This window comes from Franconibacter daqui, from assembly GCF_014644275.1.
GTDB lineage: Bacteria > Pseudomonadota > Gammaproteobacteria > Enterobacterales > Enterobacteriaceae > Franconibacter > Franconibacter pulveris.
Genome location: NZ_BMKJ01000002.1, coordinates 427,627 through 445,248, shown reverse-complemented (window position 1 = coordinate 445,248; position 17,622 = coordinate 427,627). Strand labels below are relative to the sequence as shown.

Here is a 17,622-nt window from a genome sequence, read left to right as displayed (position 1 = left end):
GATGTCCTCACGCGTTTTTCGCCATTTCCGGGTTGGCGGCCTGCAACTGCGCCTGCTCGGCGCGACGAGAAGCCACTTTCACAAACGGCAGGTAAATCAGAATTGAAACCAGAATGCAGACCAGTTGGGTCACTACCGCGCCCATCGACCCCGCCGTGGAGAGCCAGGCGTTGATAAGCGGCGGCGTGGTCCAGGGCACCATAACCACCGCTTTACCGGCAAAGCCCGTTACGGTGGCGAAATAGCCAATCGTGCCGGTGACCAGCGGCGCGATAATGAAAGGAATGGCGAGGATGGGGTTGAGCATGATCGGCATACCAAAAATGACCGGCTCGTTGATGTTAAAGATGCCCGGGCCGAACGAGAGCTTGGCTATCTCTTTCATCTCTTTACGTTTGGTGGCGATCATCACCGCAATCAGCAGGCCGATGGTCAGCCCGGAGCCGCCGATGCTCATATACACATCCCAGAACGGCATGGTGATGATGTTCGGCACCTCTTTGCCCTGCTCGAAAGCGCTCATGTTGACGGTTATCGCGCCAAGCAGCAGCGGTTCGCGAATGGGCTTAATCATCTGATTGCCGTGAATGCCGATCACCCAGAAAAGCTGCGCGACAAACATCAACAGCAGGATCCCGGGCAGGCTTTGCACCACGCGCTCCAGCGGCTGCTGCACCACCTGATAAACCGCATCGTAAAGGTACATGCCGGTCAGCTGATGGAAGACAAAGCCGAATGTCGCGATAACGGTCGTGGTGATAATGGCCGGGATCAATGCGGAAAACGAGGCGGAAACATTAGGCGGCACGGTGTCCGGCATTTTGATGCGCAACCCCGGGCGGCTCTCCAGCCAGCAGTAAATTTCCACCGAAAGGATGGCGATAAACATGCCGAGGAACAGGCTGCGGGTATCGGAGAACTGGCGCGCCAGCACATCTTTCACCACGTGCATCTGGCCGTCGATCATCATCTCAAGCGTGGTCGGCGTGACGCAGATGAAACAGATAACCGCCAGCAGGCCGGGAAAGAGCGTTTTGATGCCATTGATGCGGCCAAGCTCGATACCAATCAAAAAGACCGCGCCGATATTTAAAAAGTTAAGCGTGGCGTAGTTAATCGCGCTGGTGATGGGCTTCAGCGCGGCGAGAAACGACAGCGCCTGGAAGCTGGCCAGACCGTTTTTCGGGTCCAGCACCATGTTGGAGATAAGCACGGAAAACGCGCCGACGATGATGACCGGCATCAGGGTAATGAACGAGGCTTTGATCGCCATAATGTAGCGGTAGCTGTTGAATTTCGTGGCGAAACTGCCCAGCGAATCGATCAGCTTTTCCTGTAGTGCCATAGGGTATGACCTCAGTTGGGGGCTGTTGTTATGATGGACGGAGACCGCGTACTTCCGTTTTTTGGTATGCCAAAACATAGAACCCGCTGCGGTAATTATCTGTGACTGATCTCGCACTCCGGGAGATTGGTATTCCGCAATCGCGTTTCACTGCCAATTTGGCATACCACATTCCCTTTTTATTAGCAGGGCATTTACCTGCCGTTAAAATTGCCTTCTGAAAGCGTGATCGCGCCGGAGCTATTGGCGTAAGCACGCCCCGCCGCGCTCAACAAGCGGCGCGCTGTGATAAACTGCACAGCAATAAGTGACAGGAGAGTAATGAATGGCGACGATGCTGGATGTTTCACTGCGTGCGGGCGTTTCAAAGGCTACCGTCTCGCGCGTGCTGAACGGCACCGGGCAGGTGAAAGAGAGCACCCGTAAGCAGGTGTTCCGGGCGATGGAAGAGCTGGGCTACCGGCCCAATTTTCTTGCCCGATCGCTGGCTCACCGCACCAGCAACAGCATTGGTCTGGTGCTCTCCACCTTCGACGGCTTTTACTTTGGCCGCCTGTTGCAACAGGCGTCGCGCCAGACGGAAACCCACGGCAAACAGCTGATTGTCACCGACGGGCACGACGCGCCCGCCCGCGAGCTGGAAGCGGTGCAGATGCTCGCCGACCGCCAGTGCGACGCCATCGTGCTCTACACCCGCCACATGAGCGAAAAAGAGATAATGTCGCTCATCCATTCTATCGGCGTGCCGCTGGTGGTGATTAACCGCGACGTCAGCCAGGCGCGCGAGCGCTGCGTTTTCTTCGAACAGCAGGACGCCGCCTTTCAGGCGGTGGATTATCTGATTGCCCAGGGACACCGGGAGATTGGCTGCATTACGGTGCCGATTAACACGCCAACCGGCAAAGCGCGGCTGGAGGGCTACCGCAAAGCGCTTGAAAAACATGGGATTGCCTGGGATGAGCGGCGGGTGAAAAACGGCGACTCAAAAATGCAAAGCGGCTATGAGCGCTGTCAGGAGCTGCTGGAAAGCGGCGTGAAATTTACCGCGCTGTTCGCCGGAAACGACGACATGGCGCTTGGCGCGTCGAAAGCGCTGCACCAGGCGGGGCTGCGCATACCGGAAGATATCTCGCTGTTTGGTTTTGACGACGCCCCCAGCGCCGCATGGCTGGAGCCGGGGCTTTCCACCGTCTACTTGCCCATCGACAACATGATTACTACCGCCATCGACCAGGCTATCCGCCTTGCCAACGACGAGCCGCTGGAACCCATTCCGCCGTTTACCGGCACACTGGTGCTGCGCGACTCCGTAACAAAAGGGCCGTACTATGACGGCCCGCAAGATTCAGAGTAACTCCAGCGCCAGCAACTCTTCGATGGTCTGACGACGGCGAATTAATCGCGGTTCGCCGTTATCAAACAGCACTTCCGGCAACAGCGGACGGCTGTTGTAGTTAGACGACATCGATGCGCCATACGCGCCGGTATCGTGCAGCACCAGATAGTCGCCAGGCTTCACTTCCGGCAATGCGCGGGTTTCCACCTTGCCGCCTTCCTGCTGGGTAAACACGTCTCCTGACTCGCACAGCGGCCCGGCTACTACCGTGTCGATGAGCGGGTTTTTGCTAAGATCCCGCCCGTCCGCCGCCAGCGCGGAAATGTGATGATAGCTGCCGTACATGGCAGGCCGCATCAGATCGTTAAAGCCCGCGTCGATCAACACAAAATGGCGCGATCCCATCTGCTTGACGCTGCGCACCTGCGAGATCAGCACCCCGGACTCCGCCACCAGAAAACGGCCAGGTTCGATTTCAAGCTTTACCGGGTGGCCAAGATGATCGGCGATTTTCTCGCGCGCACCGTTCCAGAGACCGAAATAGTGCGCAGTATCGATAGCTTCTTCACCGTAACGATACGGGATGGAAAGCCCGCCGCCTGCGGAGATGGCTTCCAGATCCTGGCCGAACTCCACCACCTGGCGCACCATCGCGCCGCACACCTGCTCCAGATGACCGTAGTCCACGCCGGAGCCGATATGCATGTGAATACCAACTAACTTCAGTTGATAGCGTTGCATCACGGCCAGCGCATGCGGCAGATCGCTGTACCAGATGCCGTGCTTGCTGTTTTCGCCGCCGGTATTGGTTTTCTGGCTGTGACCGTGGCCGAAGCCCGGGTTGACGCGCAGCCAGACGCGATGGCCTGGCGACACGGCCCCGAGCTGTTCAAGCATATCCACCGAACCGGCATTTACCGGCACGCGCAGTTCGCTTACGCGCGCAAGCGTCGCGTCGTCTATCACGTCGGCGGTAAAGACTACATCGTCCGGGTTGCTCTGCGGATCGTATCCCGCTGCCAGCGCGCGCTCGATTTCACCGAGCGAGACGGAATCCACTTTCACGCCCCGCTCGCGCATCAGGCGCAGGATGTGAATATTAGAACAGGCTTTCTGAGCGAAACGCACCACGTCGAACTGCTGCAGCTGTGCGATGCGATCGCGAATAATCTGCGCGTCATAAACCCAGACCGGGCAGCCAAACTGCGCGGGAAGGGTAATGAGGTTGGCCGCATTCAGGGCGGTATCAGTATTGTTTAACGGACGTGGCATAGCAGGCTCCTTATTCGCTTTGCCTCATTACGCCACAGGCGGGAGTGAAGAAAAAATATCGTTTTCTCGGGAGTCTATGCAAAAATGATATGGAGTTGCAGATTGCCTTCCCCGCCCGGTAAAAGGAGCCAGCCATGCCCGGCGTTACGCTGCGTCATATCGAAATTTTTCATGCGGTGATGACCGCCGGTAATGTGACCGAGGCGGCTAACCTGCTGCATACCTCGCAACCCACCGTCAGCCGGGAACTGGCGCGCTTTGAAAAGCTGATTGGCCTGCAGCTGTTTACCCGCAGCCGCGGGCGGTTACACCCCACCGTGCAAGGGCTGCGGCTGTTTGAAGAGGTGCAGCGTTCCTGGTATGGGCTGGACCGGATTGTCAGCGCCGCCGAAAGCCTGCGCGAGTTTCGCCAGGGCGAGCTGTCCATCGCCTGCCTGCCGGTTTTCTCGCAATCTTTTTTACCGCTGCTGCTGGAGCCGTTCCTTGCCCGTTATCCGCAGGTAAGCCTGAATATCGTGCCGCAGGAGTCGCCGCTGCTGGAAGAATGGCTCTCCGCCCAGCGCCATGACTTGGGGCTAACGGAAAACATCACCACCCCCGCCGGTACTGAACGCCTGACGCTGCTGACCTTAAACGAAGTGTGCGTGCTCCCGGCAGGTCACCGGCTCGCGAAAAAAGCGGCGCTGACGCCGCAGGATTTCGAAGGGGAAAATTACATTAGCCTCTCGCGCACCGACAGTTACCGTCAACTGCTGGATTCGCTGTTTCAGGAGCACGAGGTCAAGCGGCGTATGGTGCTGGAGACGCACAGCGCCGCGTCGGTCTGCGCAATGGTGCGCGCAGGCGTAGGCATCTCCGTGGTAAACCCGCTTACCGCGCTGGATTACGCCGCAAGCGGCGTGGTAGTGCGGCGTTTCAGCGTGGCGGTGCCTTTTACCGTGAGCCTTATCCGCCCCCTGCACCGCCCCGCCTCGGCGCTGGTGGAAGCCTTCAGCGCTCATCTTCAACAGCAGATGAGCCGCTTCACCGCGCCGCTTGAAGCGCTGCTGGCGGGCTGATTATGCTTCGCCCAGCATAAAATTCACCGCCTCAGCGGCGTGAATGGCGGCGGTATCAAACACCGGCACCGGGCAATCGTCCTGATTTAGCAACAGGCCAATTTCCGTGCAGCCGAAAATCACGCCCTGCGCCCCTTGCGCCACCAGCTTTGCTATCTCCTGCTGATAAAACGCTTTTGACGCTGGGGTGAACTGGCCGCAGCAAAGCTCGTCGAAAATGATCTGGTTGATGCGTGCTCTTGCCGCTTCGTCAGGCGTTAACGAGCGGATGCCATAATCGCTCTCGAGCCGACCGCTGTAGAAATCCTGCTCCATGGTATAGCGCGTGCCAAGCAGCGCCACGGTTTGCAGACCTGCTTCACGAATAGCTCGCCCGGTGGCGCCAGCGATATGCAAAAACGGCAATTCGCAGCGGGATTCAATATGGTGCGCCACCTTGTGCATGGTGTTTGTGCACAGCACTATGCCCTCAGCGCCCGCTTTTTGCAGACCCAGCGCGGCCTGCGCCAGCATCTCCCCCGCCCGGTCCCATTCGCCGCTCGACTGGCAGGCTTCTATTTCGTGAAAATCGACGCTATGCAGCACGATTTTCGCTGAATGCAGCCCGCCCAGCCGCGCTTTTACCCCTTCGTTAATCAACCGATAGTAAGGTACGGTGGATTCCCAACTCATGCCGCCCAGTAAGCCAATGGTTTTCATATCGCCTCCGTGAATACACTTTAAAGGATTTATACCAGACAGCGGCGCTAAATGTGATCGGCTTTCCACTTCGCGCCGCTCCCGTTTCTTTTATCAACAGGCTGAGATAGATTATTTGAAACATTGTTTTATTTATTAAGAGGCGGCTACATGTTTATCTTCCACAAAGAGACCCGGCTTGACGATCTTGGCAATGGCGTGTCGCGCCGTATTCTTGCCCACGACGGCAAAATGATGGCGGTAGAGGTGCATTTTGAGGCGGGCGCCGTTGGCCCGATGCACAACCATCCCCATGAGCAGCTCACCTATGTGCTCTCCGGCGAGTTCGAATTCACCATCGGTGAAGAGACGCACCGTGTCAGCGCGGGGGATACGCTCTATAAAAAACCGTATGTCATGCACGGCTGCGTCTGCCTGAAACCCGGGACGCTGCTCGATACGTTCACGCCAGTGCGCGAAGATTTCCTGAAATAAACAAATAAAAAAGCCGCCCACAGGCGGCTTTAAGAAGCGCTATAGCTTACGGCAAAATAGCGGGTTCACGCATAACACGTTGCGCCATGGCGTGACGAAGAAGCACTATGCCGCAGGCAACTATCAGACCTGCGAGTGTCGCCATCACCAGTACGATTAATTTACCAGGACCGTCGTTTTTCATTGGCAGGGAAGCGGACATCTGGAAGTTAACCGGCGTAAAATCCGTCTCTTCCACATTGAGCTTTTTCAGCTCCGCCAGGCGATATTCGCGATTCTGAATCGCCGCGTTCAGCTCTGAGACATCTTTAATGGAACGTTCAATCTCAAGCTTTTGCGCCAGCCCGTCTGCGCCCAGCGCGATGGAATAATCCGGGTCATCTTTTACCGCCTGGCCATTGCTGTAAACGGGTTTTTTAATGCCCGCCGCGTTAGCCACTTCCAGCGAGTAGTGCAGGCGCTGAATGGCGATATTATGCTGATTGACGAGATTATTACGCTCAAGCGCCAGGCGGCTCTCTTCCACACGGCTTTTTAAATCTACGGCTGAGCGCAGGTTTGCAATCACCTCTTTCTGTACCGCAAGCGAAACGTAATTAATGTAATCAGACAGCACTCGCTGTGCATCCTGCGCTTTCGGCGCGGTGAAGCTAAGCGTCCAGGAGCTGTAAGGCGAGGCTATTTTAGGGTTATCGTTAGACTGCATTTTGAACCTCTGCGCCACATTTGCGATGGCGCGCTGCAGGCTTGCCGTATCCCCCTGCGCTTTGCTTAACTGCACCTGAACCCATGGCGAAGAGCGCAGAAAAGCTTCCTGCACGCTTCGGGAATCAAACTTTTTCAGAAACAGGCTTTCGAGATATTTGGCATCAATTTGTGTATCAACATCCAGCACCTGCAACTGAATAAACATACGTTGCAATTCGATAAGCTGTGGCGTTTCAGCCGTAGAGATTACCGCCTCGCTGGTCCATTTCTGCGGCATGAGCAAAGCCAGCGTCGCGCCGAGTACAGCAAACACAGCGGTAACGAAAATCACCGTTTTAGCTGAATGGAAAAGCACTTGCAGTATAGAAAGTAAATCTATTTCTTCATGCCGGGTGCGTTGAAAAGAAAGGCCGCCAGGTTGAGCCGGTGAATCATTTTTGATTTCAATAGAAGACATAATGAGCGAATAAGTAGTTGCGTATGAATAGTCAAGTAAAAATTATTAATAATGAAACTATATTGCCTGTAATGATTGCGCTTATATCAAGCTTCATCGTTATGCGCACAATGTATAGCCAGGAGGGACATCCCTTTGACAAGCCTAATTAAATCAGGTAACAAGAAGGAAACTATTCCCTGTTTCGATGACTGGAAAATCAGCTGATTCATTATTATTGCGAATACAAACAGCTTGAATCAATCATAAATCCGATAACCTACCAAATATAGTACTCGCATTTTTTTTGCAAAATCCCGCCTGCTTCAAGTTTTCGAAACGCCGTTTCGACTCCGATCACATTTCCGCCATTTATCGAATGACGACAAAACAAATAGCAATAAAATAAATTAAAACACCGTTTTACAAAAAAGAAATGGCGGTTCATAAATGCGGGATGATGGATTTGTGGTGGTACGCCACACCGCAGCATCTTGTTTAAAAAAGCAATAAAAACAAATAGATAGCAAACCTATGCGCCCCCTGATTCCCACAGGCGCTTTTGCTGTCGCGGTGATACGCATCTGATTTCTAACCCCTCGATTGCCAGGTAGGTATGTATGAATGAAAACAAGCTGCTGGGGCTGGCCTGGATATCGCCCTACATAATAGGGCTGATAGTCTTTACGGCCTTTCCCTTTGTTTCTTCTTTCTTACTCAGCTTTACCGAGTACGATTTGATGAACCCGCCGGTATTTAACGGTATTGAAAATTACCGCTATATGCTGACGGAAGATGACCTGTTCTGGAAATCAATGGGCGTCACGTTTGCCTATGTATTTCTGACTATCCCGCTGAAGCTCGCCTTCGCGCTGGGCATCGCGTTTGTGCTCAATTTTAAACTGCGCGGCATCGGTTTTTTCCGCACCGCGTATTACATTCCCTCGATTCTCGGCAGCTCCGTCGCCATCGCCGTGCTGTGGCGTGCGCTGTTCGCCATCGACGGCTTGCTGAACAGTTTTATCGGCGTGTTTGGCGTAGACCCGGTGAACTGGCTGGGCGAACCTTCGCTTGCGCTGATGTCAGTCACGCTGCTGCGCGTCTGGCAGTTTGGCTCCGCGATGGTGATTTTCCTTGCGGCGCTGCAAAACGTTCCGCAGTCGCAGTATGAAGCGGCGATGATCGATGGCGCGTCGAAATGGCAGATGTTTATGAAAGTGACCGTGCCGCTGATTACACCGGTCATTTTCTTCAACTTCATCATGCAAACCACCCAGGCGTTCCAGGAGTTTACCGGTCCCTACGTCATTACCGGCGGCGGCCCGACCTACTACACCTATCTCTTCTCGCTCTATATCTACGACACGGCGTTCAAGTACTTCGACATGGGTTACGGCGCGGCGCTGGCGTGGGTGCTGTTCCTGGTGGTGGCGCTGTTCGCCTCCATAGCCTTCAAGTCTTCAAAATACTGGGTCTTCTACTCCGCCGATAAGGGAGGCAAAAATGGCTGATATTCAACAGGAACAACTCTCGCCGCGGCCTGCCATAAGCAACGCCGACCGCGAAGTGGCGCGCACCCTGCGACGCGAAAAAGTGAGCCGCGCCATCCGCTACGTGATTTTGCTGTTTGTCGGCCTGCTGATGCTCTACCCGCTGGCCTGGATGTTTTCAGCGTCGTTTAAGCCGAACCATGAGATTTTCACAACGCTCGGTCTGTGGCCGACCCACGCCACCTGGGATGGCTTTATTAACGGCTGGAAAACCGGCACCGAGTACAACTTCGGCCACTACATGCTGAACACGTTTAAGTATGTGATCCCAAAAGTGGTGCTGACTGTTATCTCTTCCACCGTTGTGGCGTACGGCTTCGCGCGCTTTGAGATCCCGTGTAAGAAGTTCTGGTTCGCCACGCTTATCGCCACCATGCTGCTGCCGAGCACCGTGCTGCTGATTCCGCAGTATCTGATGTTCCGCGAAATGGGCATGCTCAACAGCTATCTGCCGCTCTGGCTGCCGATGGCTTTCGCCACCCAGGGTTTCTTTGTTTTCATGCTGATCCAGTTTTTGCGCGGCGTACCGCGCGACATGGAGGAGGCGGCGCAAATCGACGGCTGCAACTCGTTCCAGGTGCTGTGGTACGTGGTTGTGCCGATCCTCAAACCCGCCATGATTTCGGTCGCGCTGTTCCAGTTTATGTGGTCGATGAACGACTTTATCGGGCCGCTGATCTACGTCTACAGCGTGGATAAATACCCCATCGCGCTGGCGCTCAAAATGTCCATCGACGTCACCGAAGGGGCGCCGTGGAACGAAATTCTGGCAATGGCGAGCATCTCCATTCTGCCGTCCATCATCGTCTTCTTCCTGGCCCAGCGTTACTTCGTGCAGGGCGTGGCCAGCAGCGGAATTAAAGGTTAACGAGGGAATATCATGGCTGAGGTCATTTTCAATAAGTTAGAAAAAGTCTATTCCAACGGCTTTAAAGCGGTTCATGGTATCGACCTGAAGATCGCGGACGGCGAGTTTATGGTGATTGTCGGCCCGTCGGGCTGCGCTAAATCCACTACGCTTCGCATGCTGGCGGGCCTTGAAACCATCAGCGGCGGCGAAGTAAAAATCGGCGAGAAGGTGGTAAACAACCTGGCGCCGAAAGAGCGCGGCATCGCGATGGTGTTCCAGAACTACGCGCTTTATCCGCACATGACGGTGCGCGAAAACCTCGCCTTCGGCCTGAAGCTCAGCAAGCTGCCGAAAGAGCAGATCGCCCGCCAGGTTGACGAAGCGGCGAAAATCCTTGAGCTTGACGAACTGCTCGACCGCCTGCCGCGTCAGCTCTCCGGCGGCCAGGCGCAGCGCGTGGCGGTAGGCCGCGCCATCGTGAAAAAACCGGACGTCTTCCTGTTTGACGAGCCGCTCTCCAACCTCGACGCCAAGCTGCGCGCCTCGATGCGCATCCGTATTTCCGATTTGCACAAGCAGCTTAAGCAGAGCGGCAAGCCTGCCACCACGGTTTATGTTACCCACGACCAGACCGAAGCGATGACCATGGGTGACCGCATCTGCGTGATGAAGCTTGGCCACATCATGCAGGTCGATACGCCGGACAACCTCTATCACTTTCCGAAAAACATGTTCGTGGCAGGTTTTATCGGCGCGCCGGAGATGAACATCAAGCCTGGCAAGGTGGTGGAAAAAGCAGGACGCCTGTTTGTGACGGTAGGCAACGATACGCTGGCGCTCACTGACCGTCAGCAGGAGAAGCTCGCGGGTTACGTCGGCCAGGATGTCTTCTTCGGCGTGCGTCCGGAATATGTTTGCGTCAGCGACGCGCCTTACGCCGAAGCGTGCGGCGCCGGGGAGCTGGTGCGCGTAGAGAATATGGGGCATGAGTTCTTCGTCTACCTGAAGGTGGCGGACTTCGAACTCACCTGCCGCATTCCTTCCGATGAAGCTAAGCCCATGATTGCTAAGGGTCTTAATCGTAAGGTGTACTTTAAGTTCGACATGAATAAATGTCATATTTTTGACGCTAAAACAGAACAGAACATCTCTCTTTGACAGGAGTCCAATAATGAAAAAATTACTACTGGGCGCAGCAATTTCCTCTACCCTCACCCTCGGCGCTTTCCCTTCTCTGGCGGCGGAAAACGTCGACCTGCGTATGTCCTGGTGGGGCGGCAACGGCCGTCACCAGGTGACGCTGAAAGCGCTGGAGGAGTTTCACAAGCAGCACCCGGACATCAGCGTGAAGCCAGAATATACCGGCTGGGACGGGCACCTCTCGCGCCTCACCACGCAGATTGCGGGCGGCACCGAGCCGGACGTAATGCAGACTAACTGGAACTGGTTGCCCATTTTCTCGAAAAACGGCGACGGCTTTTACGATCTCAACCAGGTTAAAGAGATTATCGACCTAAGCCAGTTCGACGCGAAAGAGCTGCAGTCCACCACCGTTAACGGCAAGCTCAACGGCATTCCGATTTCCGTTACCGCCCGCGTGTTCTATTACAACAATGAAACCTGGAAAAAAGCGGGCGTGGAATACCCGAAAACCTGGGATGCGCTGATGGCGGCGGGGAAAGCCTTTGAAAGCAAGCTCGGCAAACAGTATTACCCGGTCGTGCTGGAGCATCAGGACGTGCTCGCGCTGCTCAACTCTTACATGGTGCAGAAATACAACCTGGCGGCCGTTGACGAGAAAACCAAAAAATTCGCCTACAGCAAGGAGCAGTGGGTTGAGTTTTTCGGCATGTACAAAAAGCTAATCGACAGCCACGTGATGCCGGACACCAAGTACTACGCCTCGTTTGGCAAGAGCAACATGTATGAGATGAAGCCGTGGATCCAGGGCGAGTGGGCTGGCACTTATATGTGGAACTCCACCATCACGAAATACTCCGACAACCTGAAGCCGCCGGCGAAGCTGGAGCTTGGCGCCTACCCGATGCTGCCGGAAGCCAAAGACGCAGGCCTGTTCTTTAAACCGGCGCAGATGCTGTCGATTGGCAAATCGACTAAACACCCGAAAGAAGCCGCGCAGTTGATTAACTTCCTGCTGAACAGCAAGGAAGGGGTGGCGGCGCTTGGCCTTGAACGCGGCGTGCCGCTGAGCAAAGCGGCGGTAGAACAACTGACTAAAGAGGGCGTTATCAAAGATGAAGATCCGTCTGTCGCGGGCCTGAAGCTGGCACAGTCGCTGCCAACGACGCTTGCGGTTTCGCCTTACTTTGACGACCCACAGATCGTTTCGCAGTTCGGCACCGCGCTGCAGTATATCGACTACGGCCAGAAATCGGTGGAAGAGACCGCCGCCGAGTTCCAGCGTCAGGCGGAGCGTATCTTGCGCCGCGCCGCGCGTTAAGCGTGTTGGTAGCGTATCCCTGCCCTGCCGTTTACGGCGGGGTATTTTTTTGCCTTTCCGGGAGAGGCGTGAGGTGAGCGCTTCGCACTGTTCACGCTTACGCAGCGCTCGCAGCGGCGCTGTGTTGGCATAGTAGCTCATGCGACAGGCAGTTGACGCGCCCTCACCCTGACAGGAGAAAAGCGAGCAGGCTTTTGGCCGCCCGCGACCCCGCCCCCTTTCTCTTTGTGGAGAGAGGGCCAGAGTGAAGGGCGAAACACGCTCGCCCGGGTTTACCTTCCCCCTCAATGCCAGCTGAAAGCCGCAGCGCCGCCCGCCGTTTCTTCCATAGGCCGGCAATAAAAAAGCCTCCGCACAGGGAGGCTTTTCTACACATCGCTCGCGCTTAGCGCGCCAGCCAGCCGCCATCTACCGCCACGGTGTAGCCGTTGATGTAGTCGGAAGCGCTGGAGGCAAGGAACACCACCGGCCCCATCAGATCGCTCGGCAGACCCCAGCGGCCCGCCGGGATACGGTCGAGAATCTCGGCGCTGCGCTGTTCATCAGCACGCAACTGTTGGGTATTGTTCGTCGCCATATAACCCGGCGCGATGGCGTTAACGTTGATGTTGTGCTTCGCCCATTCGTTAGCCATCAGGCGAGTAATGCCCATGACGCCGCTTTTCGAGGCGGTGTAAGAAGGCACGCGGATGCCGCCCTGGAAAGAGAGCATGGAGGCGATATTAATGATTTTGCCGCCGTTGCCCTGGGCGATAAACTGCTTCGCCACGGTCTGGGACATAAAGAAGACGCTCTTGATGTTCAGGTTCATCACATCATCCCAGTCCTGCTCGCTGAAGTTAATCGCGTCGTCACGACGGATCAGGCCCGCATTATTTACCAGCACGTCAACGTGGCCGAACTCCGCTACCGCGCGTTCAATAAGCTCAGGGATAACATCAATTTTACGCAGGTCTGCGGTCAGGCTCAGAAAACGACGGCCCAGCGCGGTAACGCGCTCGATGGTTTCCGTCGGTTCAACGATATTGATGCCGACAATATCGCAACCCGCTTCAGCAAGCCCGATAGCCATGCCCTGACCCAGACCGGTGTCGCAACCGGATACTACAGCGACTTTACCTTGAAGAGAAAATGCATCCAGAATCATGTGTGTTTCCTTGTTAATCGAGCCTGTCACGAACAGGCGTGACTGTAATTACGCTGTCCGCAGTTCGCATCGCTCCCCTGAAACCCAGCGGAAAACAGCGATAACGTGGACGAACCGTTGCTTGCCTTATCAACAAAACATCGTTTCGTTTTCATCAATGGCATCATATTAAACTTACCGAAACACGTTTTCAATTATACTTAAAACAATGTTTCAATTTTCTTCGAGATTCCTGTCTAATTTGATGTTCCGATCACGCTTATCCTATTTTTCTCTTTCGGCCTGTTAACGATGAATTTCTTAAAATATTGATAATAATAGTTATTATTACCTGACCCATCGTTTACCTTAAGAGAGAGCAGCCATACTATGGCTGCGCTAAAACGAAAAAAGTGTGAAAGCGCATAAGCAAAACCATAAAAATAAACGCAAGCTGCTACAGGAGAATTTGTGCTGGATAAGCAAAGCCATAAAACGAAAGTGCGCCCACAGTCACACATAATGAAACAATGTTTTGATAAATTAACACTCTATTTTTGAAAACATTCACGGACCGACAAACGAGGAGCGCACTATGGCGAAAGGCATGCGGGTTAAACTGAACTATGAGGTCAGCCGTGACCCGGATACAGGGGCGGAAGTGACGCGCTTAACGCCTCCGGAAGTGACCTGCCACCGTAACTATTTCTACCAGAAATGCTTTTTTAACGACGGCAGCCATTTGCTGTTCGCAGGCGAATTCGACGGGCACTGGAACTACTACTTACTGAACCTGGCGAAAGCCGAGGCGGTACAGCTAACCGAAGGCGCTGGCGATAATACCTTCGGCGGCTTCCTGTCTCCTGACGACGCTTTTCTCTACTACGTGAAAAATGACCGCACGCTGCTTGAAGTGAATCTGCAAACCCTGGCGGAGCGTGAAGTGTACCGCGTGCCGCAAGAGTGGGTGGGCTATGGCACCTGGGTTGCCAACAGCGACTGCACCAAACTGGTCGGCATCGAAATTGCGAAAAGCGACTATGTGCCGCTGAGCGACTGGAAGATTTTTCACGATTTCTTCCATAAAGGCCCGCATTGTCGACTGCTGCGCGTGGATCTGCAAACCGGTGAAAGCCAGACCATTCACGAAGAGAAGCTCTGGCTCGGCCACCCGATTTACCGTCCATTTGATGACAATACCGTCGCGTTCTGCCATGAAGGCCCGCACGACCTTGTGGATGCGCGCATGTGGCTGGTCAATGAAGACGGCAGCAACGTTCGCAAGGTAAAAGAGCATGCGGATGGCGAAAGCTGCACCCATGAATTTTGGGTGCCGAACGGTTCCGCGCTGGTTTACGTCTCTTACCTGAAGGGCAAACAGGGGCGCACGGTTTATCGCTATGATCCAAAAAGCCAGCGTAATGAAGAGATTATGCCGATACCGGCCTGCTCCCATCTGATGAGCAACGTTGAGGGCACGCTGCTGGTGGGCGACGGTTCCGGCACGCCGGTAGATGTGAAGGACACGGGCGGCTACACCATCGACAACGATCCTTACCTCTATGTATTCGACGTGGCGCGCAAGCGTTATTTCCGCGTAGCGCGCCACGATACCTCATGGGCGACGTTTGCCAATAGCCGCCAGGTCACGCATCCGCATCCCTCTTTTACCCCCGACGACAGCGCCGTGCTCTTCAGCTCGGATAAAGATGGCAAGCCTGCAATCTACATTGCGAAATTGCCTGAACAACGTGAAATGCTGCAAGCCTGAATTAATTGAGTGGTTCCGTAACTGGCCTTGCCCTCCCCTTGCGGGAGGGCCTTTTTATTTCCGCCGGGATAAATAAAAAAACCGTCCCGCAGGACGGCCCATTATTTTGCAGATAAGTACAACATGGTTTATATAAAAGCACATCAATTATCCCCTGCCTTTTACAGCAGGGGAGACTCAGCGAGGGTAAGTTTTTATCAGAAGCTGTAAGCGACGCCGACGCGTAAACGTGTCTGGCGCTCATCGGTGCTTTTTACACCCACGTTGCCGACTTCAAAATAAGGCGCCCAGTTTTTATCAATTTTATAAGCCACTTTAGCGTTATATTCGTTGGAATAGTTTTTATTGTTATTACGCGCAAAGCCCTGATCGCTTTTCGCGTAGACATAGTTTAATTCAGTACGCCATTCGCCCAGCGCAAAACCCACCCAGGCGTCGCCGCGGTTTACGCGGTCATCCTCTTCTGCGCCATCCGGCACACGGGTATATTCGTAGCGATAGCGCGCCGCGAGGTAAACGCCATTATCGAAACTGTATTGTACATGCAGGTTCGGTTTATAAATGGTTTTGCTGTCGCCGCTTTCCAGCGTAAAGCCCGGCGTAATGGCAATATTATCCGTCGCTTTCCAGCGCCAACTAATATTATCTTCATGGCCGCTGCCTACCACTTCGTTAAAAGGACGAGACTGGTCGTCACCGCCGGAGCGCCATTTGGCTTCCACGCCAAAACCAAAACCATTTTCAAAACGGTGTGACACGGCTACGCGGTCAGCGTTAGAACCGCTGTCGATATATTCATGACGGAGATCCACGGTGACGGCCTGCGCCGTAAAAGTTGCGCCACAAAGCACCGCCAGTCCCAGAGCTTTCTTAAACATAGAGCACCCTTAATAAAATAACGTTTCGTTTTTATGGAACTGCATTTTATTTTTAAGGTGCGATTATTTTAGTGATCTCGATCGTAATTGGTTGTTTCAAAAATAACGAAAAAACAGGGCGTGACTTCGCGCATTAAAACGTCAGAAAAATAGCCATTAATAAAGCGCCAGATCACAAAATAAGGGCGTTCTGAATAACGTTCTTGTAATTTACTTTTGGAAACGTCGTTTGTTTCAAAAAGGATGAAATAAAATCGATATAAATAATAAAGGGCGTGACAAATGGCAGAAAAATAATTCAGAAAGCATGGAGCGCCGGAAAATAAATCATCCTGCCAGGTCAGACATGAATGGCGTATTGCCTGAAGTTATGCCTTCGGGGAAATAAAAACGCCTTCTCAAGGAAGGCGCTTGAAGGGCCGTCAAATTATTAATTGCGATCGATTGCCAGCGCCACGCCCTGCCCGCCGCCAATGCACAGCGTGGCAAGCCCCTTACGCGCCTGCCGCTTGACCATCTCATGCACCAGCGACACCAGTATACGGCAGCCGGAAGCGCCAATCGGGTGGCCCAGCGCGATAGCGCCGCCGTTAACGTTCACTTTATGCTGATCCCATTCCAGGACTTTGCCCACCGAGAGCGCCTGCGCTGCAAAGGCTTCGTTCGCCTCGATAAGATCAAGCTCGCCAAGCTGCCAGCCCGCCCGCTCAAGGCAGCGGCGCGTGGCATAAACCGGGGCGATGCCCATGAAAGCCGGATCCACCCCAACGCTTGCGAAAGCGCGGATGCGCGCCATCACCGGCAGGTTCAGCTCTTCCGCTTTACTGGCGCTCATCATCATGACCGCCGCCGCGCCGTCATTAATAGAGGAAGCGTTGCCGGCCGTTACGCTGCCGCTTTTGTCGAACGCTGGCGCAAGCCTTGCAAGCCCTTCTGCGCTGGCGTCGGTACGGGGCTGTTCATCCGTATCCACGACCACAGCGGCGCCGCGCGGCTGCTCAACCGTAACCGGGACAATCTCATCGCGAAAGCGGCCGCTGTCGATGGCCGCCCGCGCTTTTTGCTGCGAAGCGAGCGCCCATGCGTCCTGCAACTCGCGGCTGATGCCATATTCCCGCGCCAGGTTTTCGGCGGTAACGCCCATATGGTAGTCATTAAATGCATCCCACAGGCCGTCATGCACCAGGCTATCGATAAGCTGGCTGTTGCCAAGGCGCGCGCCGGTACGGCTGTCGATAAGCACATGCGGCGCGCGGCTCATGTTCTCCTGGCCGCCCGCGATAACCACATCGGCTTCGCCGCACTGAATGGCCTGCGTTGCCAGATGCAGCGCCTTAAGCCCGGAGCCGCAGACGTCGTTAATGGTGATGGCGGAAACCGTGGTCGGCAGCCCGCCTTTAATGGCGGTTTGCCGCGCCGGGTTCTGTCCGGCGCCTGCGGTTAAAACCTGCCCGAGGATAACCTCATCCACCCATTGCGGGTTGAGTCCCGTGCGGGCGATCAGCGCCTCCACCACCAGGCTGCCCAGCTCCACGGCGGAGCGGGAGGCGAGCGCCCCCTGGAAACAGCCGATGGGCGTGCGCGCAGCCCCAACGATAACGACATCTTTCATGGTTAACACTCCCTTGACAGAACCGGCCTATAGTAGTCGATTGTTA

Annotated in this window: 15 protein-coding genes; 8 read left to right on the top strand and 7 right to left on the bottom strand. The window is 54.8% G+C overall.

All coding sequences use genetic code 11. The annotated features are described in order from the left end of the window. Positions 1-7: 7 nt before the first annotated feature. On the bottom strand, positions 8-1,345 hold the full coding sequence (locus IEX01_RS11410; protein ID WP_188723867.1) for a PTS sugar transporter subunit IIC: 1,338 nt from the start codon (positions 1,343-1,345) through the stop codon (positions 8-10). Positions 1,346-1,670: 325 nt separating this feature from the next. Between IEX01_RS11410 and IEX01_RS11405 the strand changes: the two genes are divergently transcribed. Next, complete coding sequence (locus IEX01_RS11405; protein ID WP_188723866.1) at positions 1,671-2,699, top strand: LacI family DNA-binding transcriptional regulator; 1,029 nt, start codon at positions 1,671-1,673, stop codon at positions 2,697-2,699. Here the strand turns inward: IEX01_RS11405 and lysA are convergent. Further along, positions 2,691-3,953: a diaminopimelate decarboxylase gene (gene lysA / locus IEX01_RS11400; protein WP_188723865.1), complete on the bottom strand. Its 1,263-nt coding sequence runs from the start codon at positions 3,951-3,953 to the stop codon at positions 2,691-2,693. The genes IEX01_RS11405 and lysA overlap by 9 nt on opposite strands. 134 nt (positions 3,954-4,087) lie before the next feature. Between lysA and IEX01_RS11395 the strand changes: the two genes are divergently transcribed. Beyond that, a complete protein-coding gene (locus IEX01_RS11395; RefSeq protein ID WP_024555503.1) occupies positions 4,088-5,011 on the top strand; it encodes a LysR family transcriptional regulator in 924 nt (307 codons plus the stop codon). Here IEX01_RS11395 and IEX01_RS11390 read toward each other — a convergent pair whose 3' ends face one another. Further along, positions 5,012-5,710, bottom strand: coding sequence for an aspartate/glutamate racemase (locus IEX01_RS11390; protein WP_024555504.1), 699 nt, complete (start codon positions 5,708-5,710; stop codon positions 5,012-5,014). 150 nt (positions 5,711-5,860) lie between these two features. Here IEX01_RS11390 and IEX01_RS11385 point away from each other — a divergent pair, with 150 nt between their 5' ends. Continuing rightward, entirely contained in the window at positions 5,861-6,184 is a 324-nt protein-coding gene (locus IEX01_RS11385; RefSeq protein WP_024555505.1) for a cupin domain-containing protein, read from the top strand. 46 nt (positions 6,185-6,230) lie between these two features. Here IEX01_RS11385 and wzz(fepE) read toward each other — a convergent pair whose 3' ends face one another. After that, on the bottom strand, positions 6,231-7,349 hold the full coding sequence (gene wzz(fepE), locus IEX01_RS11380; RefSeq protein ID WP_024555506.1) for an LPS O-antigen length regulator Wzz(fepE): 1,119 nt from the start codon (positions 7,347-7,349) through the stop codon (positions 6,231-6,233). A gap of 599 nt (positions 7,350-7,948) precedes the next feature. Between wzz(fepE) and IEX01_RS11375 the strand changes: the two genes are divergently transcribed. The 4 genes from IEX01_RS11375 to IEX01_RS11360 are packed head-to-tail and all read left to right on the top strand — an operon-like array spanning position 7,949 to position 12,189. Next, a complete protein-coding gene (locus tag IEX01_RS11375) occupies positions 7,949-8,839 on the top strand; it encodes a carbohydrate ABC transporter permease (protein ID WP_024555507.1) in 891 nt (296 codons plus the stop codon). After that, entirely contained in the window at positions 8,832-9,746 is a 915-nt protein-coding gene (locus IEX01_RS11370; RefSeq protein ID WP_188723864.1) for a carbohydrate ABC transporter permease, read from the top strand. The genes IEX01_RS11375 and IEX01_RS11370 overlap by 8 nt, the downstream gene beginning before the upstream one ends. Before the next feature lie 12 nt (positions 9,747-9,758). Continuing rightward, on the top strand, positions 9,759-10,886 hold the full coding sequence (locus tag IEX01_RS11365; RefSeq protein ID WP_024555509.1) for an ABC transporter ATP-binding protein: 1,128 nt from the start codon (positions 9,759-9,761) through the stop codon (positions 10,884-10,886). Between the two features lie 13 nt (positions 10,887-10,899). Continuing rightward, positions 10,900-12,189: an ABC transporter substrate-binding protein gene (locus IEX01_RS11360; protein ID WP_188723863.1), complete on the top strand. Its 1,290-nt coding sequence runs from the start codon at positions 10,900-10,902 to the stop codon at positions 12,187-12,189. Between the two features lie 385 nt (positions 12,190-12,574). Here IEX01_RS11360 and kduD read toward each other — a convergent pair whose 3' ends face one another. After that, complete coding sequence (gene kduD, locus IEX01_RS11355; protein WP_024560351.1) at positions 12,575-13,336, bottom strand: 2-dehydro-3-deoxy-D-gluconate 5-dehydrogenase KduD; 762 nt, start codon at positions 13,334-13,336, stop codon at positions 12,575-12,577. 574 nt (positions 13,337-13,910) lie between these two features. Here kduD and IEX01_RS11350 point away from each other — a divergent pair. Continuing rightward, positions 13,911-15,086, top strand: coding sequence for an oligogalacturonate lyase family protein (locus tag IEX01_RS11350; RefSeq protein WP_024560352.1), 1,176 nt, complete (start codon positions 13,911-13,913; stop codon positions 15,084-15,086). Positions 15,087-15,283: 197 nt separating this feature from the next. Here the strand turns inward: IEX01_RS11350 and IEX01_RS11345 are convergent, their stop codons facing one another. Together IEX01_RS11345 and IEX01_RS11340 are read right to left on the bottom strand one after the other, a co-directional pair. Further along, positions 15,284-15,964: an oligogalacturonate-specific porin KdgM family protein gene (locus IEX01_RS11345; protein WP_024555513.1), complete on the bottom strand. Its 681-nt coding sequence runs from the start codon at positions 15,962-15,964 to the stop codon at positions 15,284-15,286. Positions 15,965-16,394: 430 nt separating this feature from the next. Further along, positions 16,395-17,576 (bottom strand): acetyl-CoA C-acetyltransferase, encoded by a 1,182-nt coding sequence (locus tag IEX01_RS11340; protein ID WP_188723862.1) that lies wholly within the window; start codon positions 17,574-17,576, stop codon positions 16,395-16,397. Positions 17,577-17,622 lie beyond the last annotated feature (46 nt).